General features: G+C 31.5%; 10 protein-coding genes. All 10 read left to right on the top strand.

Annotated features, from left to right (window positions below):
• Window positions 1–41 precede the first annotated feature (41 nt).
• The 10 genes from NPA09_RS00130 to NPA09_RS03580 all read left to right on the top strand — a co-directional run bounded on the left by NPA09_RS00130 (window position 42) and on the right by NPA09_RS03580 (window position 15,389).
• Entirely contained in the window at window positions 42–653 is a 612-nt protein-coding gene (locus tag NPA09_RS00130) for a chromate transporter (protein WP_129722629.1), read from the top strand.
• A complete protein-coding gene (locus NPA09_RS00135; RefSeq protein WP_129722626.1) occupies window positions 646–1,314 on the top strand; it encodes a chromate transporter in 669 nt (222 codons plus the stop codon). The genes NPA09_RS00130 and NPA09_RS00135 overlap by 8 nt, the downstream gene beginning before the upstream one ends.
• Before the next feature lie 7 nt (window positions 1,315–1,321).
• Window positions 1,322–3,457 carry a Tex-like N-terminal domain-containing protein gene (locus tag NPA09_RS00140; protein WP_129722623.1) on the top strand — a complete coding sequence of 712 codons (2,136 nt, stop codon included), beginning with the start codon at window positions 1,322–1,324 and terminating at the stop codon, window positions 3,455–3,457.
• A 177-nt stretch (window positions 3,458–3,634) separates the two neighbouring features.
• Complete coding sequence (locus tag NPA09_RS00145) at window positions 3,635–4,357, top strand: nitroreductase family protein (RefSeq protein WP_165036254.1); 723 nt, start codon at window positions 3,635–3,637, stop codon at window positions 4,355–4,357.
• A gap of 269 nt (window positions 4,358–4,626) precedes the next feature.
• Window positions 4,627–6,483 carry an oligoendopeptidase F gene (pepF, locus tag NPA09_RS00150; RefSeq protein WP_256541830.1) on the top strand — a complete coding sequence of 619 codons (1,857 nt, stop codon included), beginning with the start codon at window positions 4,627–4,629 and terminating at the stop codon, window positions 6,481–6,483.
• 20 nt (window positions 6,484–6,503) lie between these two features.
• On the top strand, window positions 6,504–9,344 hold the full coding sequence (locus NPA09_RS00155; protein ID WP_129722618.1) for an OppA family ABC transporter substrate-binding lipoprotein: 2,841 nt from the start codon (window positions 6,504–6,506) through the stop codon (window positions 9,342–9,344).
• A 42-nt stretch (window positions 9,345–9,386) separates the two neighbouring features.
• Complete coding sequence (locus NPA09_RS00160; RefSeq protein ID WP_129722614.1) at window positions 9,387–10,511, top strand: ABC transporter permease; 1,125 nt, start codon at window positions 9,387–9,389, stop codon at window positions 10,509–10,511.
• Window positions 10,498–11,877, top strand: a complete 1,380-nt coding sequence (locus NPA09_RS00165; RefSeq protein WP_129722611.1) for an ABC transporter permease — start codon at window positions 10,498–10,500, stop codon at window positions 11,875–11,877. Before NPA09_RS00160 ends, NPA09_RS00165 begins: the two co-directional genes overlap by 14 nt.
• A 58-nt stretch (window positions 11,878–11,935) precedes the next feature.
• Window positions 11,936–13,027 (top strand): ABC transporter ATP-binding protein, encoded by a 1,092-nt coding sequence (locus NPA09_RS00170; protein WP_129723291.1) that lies wholly within the window; start codon window positions 11,936–11,938, stop codon window positions 13,025–13,027.
• A complete protein-coding gene (locus tag NPA09_RS03580; RefSeq protein WP_129722609.1) occupies window positions 13,017–15,389 on the top strand; it encodes an oligopeptide/dipeptide ABC transporter ATP-binding protein in 2,373 nt (790 codons plus the stop codon). Before NPA09_RS00170 ends, NPA09_RS03580 begins: the two co-directional genes overlap by 11 nt.
• The last annotated feature ends 11 nt before the right edge of the window (window positions 15,390–15,400 follow it).

Below are 15,400 nucleotides of genomic sequence, written 5' to 3' on the forward strand. Positions count from 1 at the left end.
ATATTCAAGTATTATTAATTATATTTACAAATAGGATTTTTATGCCAAAAAAAACAAGTTTCTGAATTGTACTTTGAGTTATTATTAAAATTTCATTCATTTCATTTGGTGGGGGAAATGCAGTTTTTCCTGTCTTAAAACGTGATGTTGTTGAGAAACGCAACTGGATAGACGAGCATGAATTTAATGAATTAATTATTAAAACTAACTTGTTGCCAGGACCAAGTATAGTTCAGTCTTTTACGTATATTTCTATTAGGATGTTGGGTTTCTGAAGGGGCATGATTGTCACTTTAATTGGAACACTACCCCACGTGTTATTTTTCTTTGGGATTTTTCTAGGAATTAGCTATTTACCACAACGTTATTTACTAGTGGTTTCGGCAGCAGTTTTACCAACTGTAGCGGGTATTGTTTTAGCGTTTACTATTGACTTCATTAAGAAAAATAAAGGTTCGGTTCATGCTGCAACTTTTTGAATTATTTTTATTTTTACTTTAGCATATTCACTATTTGTACCAGCGCCATTCAACGCACCAATTTTTCCAATGTTGGTAATTATTGTTTATGTCACAATTTTATTTATTGTTACTAGTAAGAAAACAAAAGTAAAAACTAACGTTCAAGAACAAGAAGGTGAAGAAAATGCTTAGTGTTTTACTTGTATCAATTGGATTACTTGTTTTTGTATCTTTAATTGTTTTTGGTGGCGGCCAAGTTTTTATGCCGTTATTTCAATTTTATTGAAACTTATTAAGGGATGTGTTTAAGATTGAAGTTGATCAAAACTTAATTGATGCAGCATTTTCGGTTGGTAACGGAACGCCCGGTGTTCTTTCAACAAAATTTGCTTTTATTTCTGGTTATTTTATTGAACAACACGAATGATGAGGAGTTGCACTTAGTTTTCTTACTTATTTTAGTTTTATTATTCCCGCAATGTTAGTTATGTATTTAGCAATGCGATTATCAGTAAAATACAAAGAAAATAAATTTGGACTTTTAATGTCGAAATATTTTAAGCCTGTTGTGGCTGGAATTATGATCGCTTTAGTTATTCAAATTATGATTGCCACCGCAATCCCACTACTTCATTTTAATTCGGATAATATTCTTATTAATAAGGAATATGGATATTTAAAAGAAACCCCAAAATCAGAATTTTTTAGTGGTTATAGATTGTGAATTTTAATACCTTGATGCATTGTCTCGTGTGGTTATTCTTTCTATTTATATAAAAAGAAATTCCCGATTTATGCTTTAATTTTATTGAATATCTTAATTGCAATCTTGATATTCCACCCGTTTGTATAGGAGAAAAATGAACACAAAAATTATTAAACAACTAGCAGAAAAATTAAGTGTTAAAGAAACACAGGTTGAAGCAACCCTTAAGTTACTTGCTGAAGACAGTACAGTGCCTTTTATTGCTCGATATCGGAAAGATGTTACCGGCAATCTCGATGAAGAACAAATCGAATTTATTAATATTAAATATCGTTATGGCGTAGAGCTTGAAAAACGTAAAGAAGCAATTATTGATATCTTGAAAGAAAAAGGTCTTTTAACTGATGAAATAAAAGCTGCTATTGAAAAAGCAGAAACTAAAGCAGATGTTGAAAATATTTATGAACCTTATAAAGTTGGTAAAAAAACCAAGGCAACTGAGGCAATTGCACTTGGGTTAGAACCACTTGCAAAAGCAATTTTTGAAGCGACCGATAAAGATTTCAATCCATTTAATGAAGCTAAAAAATATGTTAACGATAAAGTTCCAAGCGTTGAGTTTGCTATCGAGCAAGCGCAATTTATTATTTCGCAATGAATTTCACAAGATATTGAAACAAGAAAATATGTAAAAAACAATATTGAAACATATGGAATTGTTGTTTCGAAAGCGTCGGCCAAAGGTAAAGAAAAGGACGAGGAAAAGAACTTTGAAATTTATTACGATTTTAATACACCAATTAAATATGTAAAAGATCACCAAGTATTTGCCATTAATCGTGCCAACGAAAATAAGATTGTTTCATACACTTTACAATTTCGTGAAAAACCAATTGAATATGAACTAAACGACAAATATTTTAAAATTCCACGAACGGGTAAGATTATCAATGCGGCTTTAAAAGATGCGCTCACTAGATTAATTTATCCTTCAATTGAAAGAGAAATCAAAGCCGATTTATTTGCGAGAGCAGAAAAGAATTCAATTAAATTATTTTCAGAAAATCTTGAAGCATTGCTTTCGGCGCCCGTTTTAAGAAACAAGAGAATTTTAGCAATTGACCCTGGTTTTGTTAGTGGATGTAAAATTGCAATTATTGATGAAAACGGAAAGTTTTTAGCTAAAAATATTTTTTATATTAATAGACCAAATCAATACCCACAATATAAGAAAATTTTTGAAGATTTGATTAAAACATATAAAGTTAATATGATTGTTCTTGGTAACGGAACCGCCTCAAACGAAGTTAAGAAATTCGTTGATGAATTTATTAAAGAATATCCAAACTTGGGTGTAACCGCTGATATTGTTTCTGAGGTTGGGGCTAGTGTTTACTCAGCATCGAAGATCGCAATTGAAGAGTTCCCTGATCTTAATGTGGAGGAAAGAAGTGCGATTAATATTGGTCGTCGCCACCAAGATCCGTTAAATGAACTTGTTAAAATTGATCCTAAATCATTAGGTATTGGTCAATACCAACACGATGTTAATCAAAAAGAATTAAAAGAAGCGCTCGACTTCAAAGTTTCAAAAGTAGTAAATAAAGTTGGTGTCGAAGTCAACTCAGCAAGCAAGTCAATTCTTTCATATATTTCGGGGATAACACCAGCAACAGCAGAAAAGATTACTGAGCACGTTAAATTAAATAAAGGTTTTAAAAATAGAACAGAAATTGCTAAGGTTAAAGGTTTATCGAAAAAAGCATACGAACAAGCGATTGGTTTTTTAAGAATTTCAGATTCGCCATACTATTTTGATAGAACATTTGTTCACCCAGATTCATACCCAGTAGCAAATAAATTAGTTCAACACATTAATCTTGATTTAGAAAACATCGACAAAAATTTCGTTGAAAAACTAGATCGAGATGAACTAGTAAAAGACCTTAATTCAACTAAAGGTGAAATCGATATGATAGTTGATGCGTTGATTGAACCTTACCGCGATATTCGTGACGAGCGTAAAACACCTGAATATGATCAAAGTATCAAGGAAATTAGTGATGTTGTAGATGGTAATGTTTATGAAGGAATCATTAAAAATATTACTGACTTTGGGGCTTTTGTTTATTTTGGAATTAAAGTAAATGCGCTAGTGCATATCAGTAAAATTCCGCAAGAAATTTTAAATTCTGTTAAATATAAACCTGAGACATTAGTTAAAATCAAAATTTTGAGTAAAGATTTAGAAAAGAACCGAATTGCAGCTGAAATTATTGAACTAAAATAAAAGCAAAACCAAGGAAATTCAACGTTTTTCGTTGAATTTTTCTATTTTCTTGTTTTTGTTAATTTTGTTATAAAAAAGAAGTATGAAACAAGAAAAAAAATAATTATCCGAAGTGCTTTGTTTCTAAAAATTAGTCGCTATAATAAGGATACAAACAAATATATGAAGGAGAAAAAAATGAAAAATTTTTATGACGCAGTTTTAGAGCGTCGCAGAGTGAGGGTATATAAAAACGAACCATTAACTAAAGATCAAGAAAACAAGATTATTGAAGCAATTAATTTGGCACCAAGTTCGTCAAACTGAAACGTATCAAGCGCAGTTGTTGTTACAGATAAAAAAATCTTAAAACAATTAAGTGATCTAGCACCTTTTTCGACACACTTAAAAACTGCACCGATGTTAGTAGTTTTTCTAGCTGATAATAACAGAATGAATTATGCTAAAGCTAAACATCCAAAAGTAGCATACAACAACCACAGTTCAGAGTCATATACAACAGCAATAGGCGATGCCTTTATTCAAGCAACTATGGCTCAAGATATGGCAATTAGTTTAGGCTTAGGAACATGTTTTTTAGGATTGTCAAGAGTTCTAGTTGAACCTATTAATAAATTATTAAATATTAAAGGCCAAGCCTTTCCAGTAATTATGATGAGTATTGGTGCGCCTGATGAAAATCCAAAATTAACACCAAAATTAAATCGCGTATTTAATAATAAATATGATCAAACAAAACTTGAAAAAGAAGTTGAAGCATATGCGCCCGTAATTAACGAACATGTTAAAAGTAACGGTTTTAATTTTGATTATTTTGAAAAATCGGTGACAAGTGCCGCAAACTATCCAATGCAAACCGAAGTTATTGAAAAGATTTGAAAACTTGAACTTAAAAAGTAACTATATATAAATAAAAAAGAAATACCTTATTTGGAGGTATTTTTTTTATCAACGAAAAAAATAAAAAAAATTTACAAAATTATTTTTTTTGTATAATATAACCGTTATGTTAAAAATTAGTTCACGTATTTTTATGGCGACAAATAAGATTATGTATGTAATCTGTTTTTGTTCTAAATAATCGTGGACGGTAAAATTTTTTATTAGTTGAATAATTTGAAAACGATAATTTAGACAAACCGCTAGATTATCGTTTTTATTTATTTAATATGACTAAGGAAGGAGGTAAATTGGGCATTAAGCAATATAAGAATCGCGACGAGATTGATCCTAAGTACAAGTGAAATCTTGAAGTATTATTAGACAACATAACACCAGAACAAGCGCTTGAAAATTTAATAGCCAAGTCAAAAGACTTGTTGGCAGTTAAAGATTCAAAATATGAAAACGCCAGTAAATTTCTTGCTGCTAAAAAAATAGAAGAAGAATTTACATTATTATTTAATAAGTTTTATAACTATGTTTCTAACAAGCTAAGCGAGAATGTAGTTGATAAGGATATTGCCTTGTTGCATTCAAAATTTGAGCATCAATATAGCCAATTTACTTCCGAATTAGGAAGTGAAGAAGTTAGAATTTTGCAGAACGAAAGCAAAATTCGGATGTGATGCGAACAAGACGAATTCAAGCCTTATAAAAAGAATTTATTAAGTGTGCTTGATTCAAAACCACACAAACTAAGTGATGAAGTCGAAGATTATTTAACCAAGGTAGCGTTTGGCGCCCCTAGCCCAGAACAAGTATTTAGCATTATTGATAATTCTGAAATTGATTATGGTTATGCTAAAACAAGTTCGGGTAAGAAAATTAAAATTACCAAAGCTAATCTTGCCTCATTAAGTAAACATAAAGACTTTGCAGTCCGAAAGAGCGCTCGATTGAGTTTTGAAGACGCCTATCTTAAACGGAAGAATTCATACAGCGCCTTGCTATTTGATGAATTTAAATCTCATGTAGCAGATGCTAAGGTGAGAAAGTTTAATTCGACCGTTGAAATGTTAATTTATGAAGATCGTATTGACGACCGATTTATCACTACTTTATATGATGCTGTAAAAAGCAATTTGCACATTTTTAAGAAATATCATAAATACAAGAAAAAGTTTTTCAAAAAGAAATTTAACAAGTCTTACACAAGATTTGATACTCAAGTTGAGTTAGTAGACATTAAGACAAACTATAGCGTCGAGGAAGCACAACAACTAGTTTTAGATGCTTTAACGCCGTTTGGAGATGAATATATTAAACAAATCCAAAAAGCATTTAATGAAAATTGAGTTGATTATATGGTTGTTGATAACAAGCGCTCTGGCGCATACTCAATCGATGCTAGTTATGGTCTTGATAAGAAGTATATTTTGATGAATTTCGATCATCAACTACGCTCAGTCGAAACGCTTGCTCATGAACTTGGACATTCAATGCACAGTTACTATAGCGATGGTAATTTATCACTAGAAGAAGCGCAATATCCGATATTCTTGGCAGAAATAGCCTCAATATTTAATGAACTCATGTTATATGATCATTTATTAACTCTTTCTCCTTCGCATTTTCTTTCATTTTCAATTTTAAATTCTATTATTAATGGTTTTATCGGGACCGTTATGCGACAAATCGAGTGATCAAATTATGAATATAATCTGTACAAAGCAATAGAAAACGGTGCTGCTGCTCCAAGTTATGACTCATTATCAAAAATCTACTTCGCTAACGCTCAAGAGTATGATTATAAATCTAACAAAAAAGACAAAAAATTCAACGAAAATGAACAAATTGGTTGTATTTATGTTCCTCATTACTATATGAATTTCTATGTTTATAAATATGCTATTGGTCAATTAGTTGCAAATATTTTCTTTGAAAGATATAAGCAACACGGCGCCGGCGTTTTACAAGATTATATAAAAAACTTTTTAAGTGCGGGTGGCAAGAAATGACCACTTGATATCCTTAAGGATAATGGAATAGACTTATATGATTCGAAAGTTTATGACTTAGGATTTAAAAACATCGAATCGATCATTGACCAATGAATTAAAATTGGAAAAAAAATTTTTAAATAATTATTAACAAGGAGACAAATATGTTAAAAAGAAAAAAATGATTGTTCTTATCTGTAATAAGTGTAAGTGCAATCGCAGCCACAGCACTTACAGTTAGTTGTGGATCAGGTCAAGAAAACGGTGAAACCGACACAATTTCAAGACGTCAAACACGTATTACACGTTATAACAGCGTACATACTGTTCCATCTTTCTACTACGATACATCGGTATCATATGGAAGTATCACCGCAGGTTCCTCTACAACTTATCTTCAAAACTCATTTGTAAGATTTGCACGTAGTGGAGAAACAAAAATTAATAAAAAAGCAAAACAAGTGGGAACAAGTATTGTTCACGAATTTGAAGTAGCAAGCCCTACTCACGAATGACTTCAACTTGAATTAGCGGGTGAAGTTCTATTAACTTTATGAGATGGAACAGTAAAACGTTATACCAACTCAAAACACGAAAAAGTTCCTACATGAGATAAAAAAGCGCTTGTATTAACTTTAGAATCAGATGATACTGCTTCAGTTAACCACCCACAGTTTTTAAAAGACTTAGATAATTCACAAAAAGTTCAATTCGTTCCTCGTGATGTTAACTGAACAAATTCAAACAATGAACAAACAGAGTTTAAATTATCTGCTGATGACTTTTATTACTCATGAATGAGAACGCAATTATTGTCAATTGAAGCTAGAAAAAATAACGGTGCAGAAGAGGTTGTTGAAACCATAACTAAACAAACAGGAGGCCAAAAAACAGTTGAGTATCAAGATAAAATTGGTCCTCTCTTCACTGGTGAAATTAAACAATTTGAGCCAAAAACCCACTTTCCTAACGGTTATTTATTAGAACTATTTGGTATCGATTTAGAAGGTTTAGATGACCATGAAAAAACTGTTGTTGAAGTTGAAAATGCTGCAGGCCAAAAAGTTAAAGCCTTTACATTTAACGCATCACCTAAACTTGTTGCTAATAACAAAGGTAAACCAGCCGACCAAGTTGTAAAAGCTTCGTTCGTTCAATATCTTCAAACTATATGCAACGACCTCACATTCTCGCCAGCACCTAGTGCATACATTAAACAAGTTGCTGAGGCTAACAAAGAAGCAGAAAAAGTTGATGTTCAAGGTATTAAAGATTTATTACCAAAAGTTAAAGGTGATGTTAAAAAATATGGTTACTACTGATATGGTAACAAACGTGAAGAAACACTTTTTGTTGGACCATATGTTCCAGACGGTTTTAACAGCGAAACAAACGTAGAAACCTTTACTCAAAACAAATTCTACTGAGATCAAGAATGAGTAAAATCAAAAAACTCGATTAAAAAAATTCAAGATGAGTACAAAAGTTCACCAATTAATGAAGCTGAATTTAGTACATCACAATATAACGCCTTTAGATCAGGATTGATTGACTCATTATCATATTCAATTCTTAACAAATCTCAAAAAGATGCCGTTGATGCTGGTGATCCAAAAACTCCAATCGGATACAGTCAATCACTTAACAAAGATCGTTCAATGTATCAATTATTAGAAGTTGTAATTCCTTCACACGATTTAAAAGATGCAAGTGGTAATGTTGTTGGAATTCCACACACATACAACACTAACTATGCTAAATTAATGTTTGGACACACCCTTGAAGAAATTAAAGCGGGTAAATTTACAGCAGGTGGTACTGAAAAAGAAATTGCAACAGCGCAATCATTGGTTAATGGTTTTGCAAGATCGTTTAGATCATTAGTAACTAATACAGTTAATATGTATGCGCACGTCGATTATATTACCAACGGTGTTGGCGTACCAGTTCTATCAGGTATTGCTCTAGATAGTCCTTGATTTACTACTACATCATCTACACCTAGAGAGAGTTTGCATAAAATTAATGAAACTTTCTTATTTGATAAAGAGGGAAATAAAATCGAATTAGCACCAGGTAAATTCTCTATTACCTACGAAGATTTAAAAGGATTTACTGTTCACCAAAGTCTAGAAGACAAATTTAAATCACCATTCTATGACAAAATTAAAGCAGCAATGAAAGATTTATTAGACAAATTCTACGCTGATAACTCTGTTCCTGCAGGTGAAAAAGTTCAATGAACTCAAACATTTAGATTTGTTAATGCTGATGATAAAACTAGAGATGCAATTAATACATTCGTAAATTTAGTTAACGGATTAGATTCAAGACTAGAATTTAAAATTAAAATTGCAAAAGACGGTAACGATCTTCTTCCTGACTTAACTACTGCAAAAAGTGTTAAAGAATTTAACGGTTGAGGATATGACTATGCAGCACAAGGATCATTCTATACCGGTTTAGGTTCAGCTGCATCAACAAGCTTACTATATGCGCTTTCAACAATTGTTAAAAATGGTGGAACTTTAGAAACACAATTGCCTTCATTAACAAAACTAGCTAAATTATTTAATGCAAAAATTTCTCAAGACCCTAAATCAGATTACTTCTTACCATTTGAATTTAAATACTTTGCAGATATTCCAAACAAATACTTCTTAAATGGTATTGAACCAAAATTACTTGAAAGACAAGCAGACGGAAGTTTTAAATTCTTGGATAAAGAAGTTCCTGCTGAAAAAGCAATTCTTGATCAACGTGTTGATGCCCCAGACTTTAACACAGTTCAAGCAAGAATTTTCCTTGAAATTCAAAGTGCATTAACTGTTGAAGAACACATTGAATTGTTAAAAGAAATTAACTCAGTTTACGGATGAGACTTTGGTGTTCAATTACAAACTACACTAGAACCAAATCCATATATTAAAAATAGCAAATACTTAATCCCTAATTCAGATAGTTCGATTCCTTACCTTCAAGATCTATTTGTTTTAAACGAATAAAAATACAAAAAAAGAAGAGTAAATAATCTATAATTTACAATTATGTTTAAGTATTTAATACAGCGTATTGCTTTAGCAATACTTACTATATTAATCATAACCATCGTAACCTACACATTGGTTGCGTGGTTTTCTCACGAACCTTGGTCACAAGAGTTTGTTAACAAAGGTGGAGCACAAAAATTTAAAATGACCTCACTTCAATACGTTCAACAAAAAATGGTTGAAAACGGATGAGGAAGATTTGATGCCGAAGGGCAGTTCCATCGTATTCCAATTATAGAAAGGTTTTTTATTTACGTTGGTGGTATTTTTAAAGGTGACTTTGGAAAAATCTACTTAGATACTAACAGAAGTATTTCAGACTACATTCCAACAGTTTTCTTTAAACCACTCAAATGAACAATTATTGTTACAGTTCCTTCATTTATTATGTCGGTTATTCTTGGGGTTTTACTCGGAATTTGATCGGGATATAAAAGAGGAACATGAGTTGATAGTGTAATTAACACATCAAGTTTACTATTTGTGGCATTACCTTCGTTTGTTATTGCGCCATTCGCAATTCAAATTGCGATGAAATTAGGGATCGCACCAGAGGTCCTTAACCCAGAAAAACAAACCTCAGCTACAGGGACGGAAATCTTCTTATCTTATCTACCTGTAATTCTTGTTGTTACCTTAACCTCGATGGTTGGTTATGTTATATATACAAGAAATATGTTAATTACAGTAATCAATAGTAACTACGTGTTAATTGCTAAATCAAAAGGATTAAGTCAAACACAAATTTTCTTTAAATACATTTTAAGAAATATTTCAATTCCACTTTCAGCTTCAATTATTACTTCATATATGATTCTTTTAAGTGGTTCGCTTGTTATTGAGCGTTACTGAAATATTCCCGGGTCTTCACAATTAATCGTGAACTCGTTCCCAAATGGTGAAGTTAATATTGTTATGTTTAACATTTTATTCTTTACTTCATTAGGAATTTTCAATACTATTTTAGTTGATGTGTCGTATGTACTTCTTGACCCAAGAATTAAGTATGGACAAAAATCGCCTAAATCACTTAGTGCACAAATTAAAGCATACTTTGTGCGTCGTAAACTAATCAAAGAATTAATTGCTAAAGAGAAAGGAGTTACAAATGCAGCCGGATAATTTTGACTACAAATTAACTCCTGAGACGCTTAACTTGTTGAAATTTAAACAAGCATCAAGCGAAATAGCAGTTAATGAGATCGCGGGCAAACCAAAAAATATGATTGTTGAAATTTTCAAAAGATATTTCAAGAATCCATATGTTGTTGTGGCAACCATTATTTTTATCGCAATTATTGCAACAGCGATTTTAGTTAATCGTATTTCACCGCATAACCACCCCGAAAACCTAAAAGAAGGGTTTAGTCCCTTTAAGGTAGATAAAAACAACACTGATACCTTTAGTTTGCCGCCTTCTTGACAAGCAATTCGGGTAAGAACTTTTAATAAGTTTGATGATCCTGATGCCGCATTACTCATGGGGATATCAAGATTTCAACCTGCTTTAAATGAAAAAATGAATTTTCATTATGAAATTCTCAGTGATTCAAATGGTAATTTGTATACACCAGCAGACAGTCACTTACAGTTTATAGGTAATAATGCTGAAAACTTTACTATCAGTTACAACGCATACGAATTTAATAAAGTCAAAGCAATTGTAAAAGCGGCATATTCGGAAGGCATTATTACTGATCCAAAAGATTTATACGAATACTTTGATCAATCAAACAAGTTAGTTAAAACCAAAGTTGTTTTAGACAAAGATTTCGTTAATAAAATCTACGATCAACAAAAAAATATTTTTTCACTTTTAGGAACAGATAATCTTGGTCGTGATATCTGAACCAGAACCTGAGCAGGTACTTGAGAATCAATTCAACTTGCTCTTATTGTTGCAACAATCGAAACAATTATCGGAGTTTCTGTTGGAGCGATCTTAGGTTTTAATGTTGGTAAAAGAATCGATACTATCGCAATGCGTTTAATCGAAATTATTACAGCGCCACCAACACTTATTATTTTCTTAATGTTAGTATCGATTTTAGGTACTTCGAACGTATCTTTAGCAATCTGTTTAATTGTAATTGGTTGAACAGGCCCAGTTGCTGGTACTCGTATGTATGTTTTAACAGTTAAAGATGAAGAGTATATTTTAGCTGCTAAATCAGTTGGTGCCAAAACCCCAAGACAAATTTTCTTCCATGCTCTACCTGCTGTTTTGGGAAAAATAGCTTATTCATTTGTTAGAAGAATTCCAGCCGTAATTTTCTCAGTTTCATCTCTTGCGTTCCTTGGATTCTTCCCAGACAACACATCATCTAACTTAGGTAAATTATTAATCGATAGTATTAACCAAGCCGGTGAAAATATTTGAATTTTATTATTACCATCGCTTATTCTATTATTATTATCACTTTCACTACACTTTATCGCACTAGGAGTTCACGATGCACTTGATCCAAAAGTAATTCGTGTAAAATAAAAATATGAAAAAAGAATCATTAGGTCAAAGAATTAAAAGATATTTAACGCAAAAATATATGACTGTTCCCACAGTCATAAATTCAATTCGCACCACGCAAGAAGAAGGCGTGTTACTTGATGTTAAAAATTTGCGTGTTTCATTCCGAATTAATCGAAAAGATACCATTAACATTGTTCGTGGTGTTGATTTGAAAATTAAACCTGGTGAAATTGTTGGGCTCGTAGGCGAATCGGGAAGTGGTAAGTCAGTAACCTCAAAAGCGCTTTTGAATATTAATGAAAACGCTATTATTCAAAGTGACAAGTGTCAAATCGAAGATTTGGAACTTAATAAATTAAAATTTGATCGTCACTGACAAGGGATTCGTGGTAGTAAAATTGGTTACATTCCACAAGACCCACTAACATCACTTAACCCAACACGTAAAATCGGTAAACAATTACTCGATGCTTTAAATAATAATAAAGAATGAAAAGGCAAATCGTATTCGGAAAAGAAAGCATATTTAATTGACCTTTTAAAACGTTTTGGATTACTTCGTGCGGAACAAATTTTTAATTCATATCCACACACCTTAAGTGGTGGGATGAAACAAAGAATTGTTATTACAATGGTTGTTGCACTCAGACCAAGTTTAATTATTGCCGACGAACCTACCACAGCTCTTGATCCTACAGTGCAAGCATCAGTGCTAGCGTTATTTGAGCAAATTAGAACTGAATTCAAAATTTCAATCATTATGATTAGTCATAATATTTCTGTTATTGCTAAGTTTTGTGATTACATTTATGTAATGTATGCGGGCAGAATTGTTGAACGCGGCTTAAAAGAAGAAATTTTTACAGACCCACGTCATCCATATACCTGAGCATTAATTTCAGCTATTCCAGAAAACAACGATGAAAAACTTTATACAATTAAAGGAACACCACCAGATATGGCTAACTTGCCTTCTGGCGATCCTTTTGCACCACGTAATGATTATGCACTTGAGATTGATTTCGTTAAAGAACCACCTTTAATTCCAATTACAAAGACCCACGCTGCTGCAACCTGATTATTACATCCAGACGCTCCAAAAGTTGAGATCAACAAACAACTTAAATCAAGATTAGAAAGTTTTAGAAAGGTTTTTTATGCAAAATAAAGAAGCAAAAACAATTTTAAGTGTAAAAAATCTAAAAAAATACTTTGTTAATCGTGGTTTAATCAACAAAGCAGCCGATGATTTAACTTTTGATTTACACGAAGGCGAAATTTTAGGATTAATTGGTGAATCGGGAAGTGGTAAAACCACTGTTGGACGTACCTTAATTCGTCTTTACGATCAATTTAATGGATTTGTTACCCTCGATGGGAAAATTATTTCAGGTCAAAAACTTAATCGTGAGCGGGTAAAACACCTAAGAAGAAACATGCAAATGATCTTCCAAGATCCTCACGCCTCACTTAATGGCCAAAAAAATATTTATTCAATTCTTAAAGAACCTTTAACAGTTAATGGGCTCGCTAATTCTTGGATTAAAGACTTGTTTAGTGACTGAAAATATATCAAAAAGAATTTTAGATATACCTTCGAGTCAAAAGCAAATAAATTAAAACTTAAAAACCTTCAATCAATTAATCAGTTAGCGAAAGATTTCTTTAGCGATTGAAAAAATCGTCTAGAAGAATTCCAAGTTGTTAAAACTGATAATTTAGAAGATAAGTTCGATGAACTTTTCAGATATCTTGAAGCAAAACAAGAAATGGAATCAATCATTGTTAATAATATGTATTCAAATACAGCGGAATTAATTCGTTTTTACAACGAAAAACAACAAGATTTCCGTAATAACGTGATTGATGATGACGAAAAACAACTTAAAGAAGCATATCAAAATTATAAAAAAACAAAACGTCTAACCAAACTTACACCTCAAGCGCTTGTATATGAAGGACAACTAAAAGAAGTTAAAAAAGAAGAAAAAATGTTTGCGCAGATTGTTAAAGAATTTAAATTAAACAATCAAAACGCCTACAAAAACTTTATCCAAGAATTTAAATCAGAAAACAAACTTCTTAAAATTAGTAAAAACGTATCCGAAGACTTAGAAGCATATGCGCACTATGCTAAAAATATCTATCTTAACAAATGAGCAATCAAAGCCATTAAACACGTAATGACTAAGGTTAGATATATAAATATTGAAGACATTACTAAGTTGATTGAAAGTCTAAAACAATATAACGCTAAATTTTATGAAGAAAAACTCAAATTTAAGTTTGTGCTTGGCCACAACAAAAAAGTTAAAGAAATTCTTGCTAAATCATATAAATTTGATTTTTTAAATTACAGAGCAATTTCACAGGTTAAAAGAAAAGAAATTCATGCCCAAGAAGATCAATTTACAAGTGAAATAAGTAAATTAAAATCGTTAATTGCCAAAGAAAATGCAAATGTCACCTTACATAAAACAAAAGAAGATGTTCAAGAAGCAAAAGCACAATGATTAAAAGCAAAAGAGTTTAACAGATCAGAAATAAAACGTTATATTGAAGAAAACATTGAAAAAAACAAGGTGTTAAAAGAACAAATAGATGCTGAATATAATTTATATAACAGCCTAAAACAAAAACAAACTTATGTTAATAAGTTGTTTGATGATAATTTCAAAAAATTTGTTAATGTCTTAACTGAAAATCTAAAAGATAAAAATAAAGACAAAAAAGATATTAAGTTTGAAGTAGACAAGTTTGAAACACTTGTTCGCGAGAAAAAACAAACTCTTAAATCATTTGATATCGAGGTTAAATATCTTAACAAAGATATTAAATCATTACACCTTCTTTTAGGTATTAATAAAAGCATCATTAACAAAATATTTAGTGAAGGATTCATTAGAAAATACAGAAAACTTGAACACTATCTTGTTTATCCATTTGCTAGATTTAAAATTAAGAATTTAATTATTAAAAACAAGATTTACAAATCACTAGAAGATGTTGGACTACTTAAACAGTTTGCTTATCGTTATCCACACGAATTCTCAGGTGGTCAACGTCAAAGAATTGTTATTGCGCGGGCTTTAATTTCAGATCCAAAAGTTATTGTTGCCGACGAACCAATTGCATCACTTGATATTTCGATTCAAGCACAAATTGTTAACTTACTTAAAGATCTTTGTGAACAAAAGAATATTGGACTTATCTTTATTGCACATGACCTTTCAATGGTTGAGTACATTGCTGATAGAATTCTTATTATGCACCTTGGTAAAGTTGTTGAATATGGTGATACAGCCAAAATTTACAAAAATCCAGTTCACCCATATACCAAAAACTTATTTAAGGCGATACCAAAAATTTCAAACGCTAACGAGAAATTCCAAAACATTTCTTTCGAACTTGATTATTTACTCGAACAACAATTTCCAAATGTTCCTGAAACTTTTGAGGCGGAACCAGCACACTTCATTTATGGAACCAAGGAACAATTTGCCAAATGAACTAAAAAGACAAAAAAATAGACTTAACAAAG

The organism is Mycoplasmopsis equigenitalium (assembly GCF_024498255.1).
In the GTDB taxonomy this organism is placed as follows: domain Bacteria; phylum Bacillota_I; class Bacilli_A; order Mycoplasmatales; family Metamycoplasmataceae; genus Mycoplasma_H; species Mycoplasma_H equigenitalium.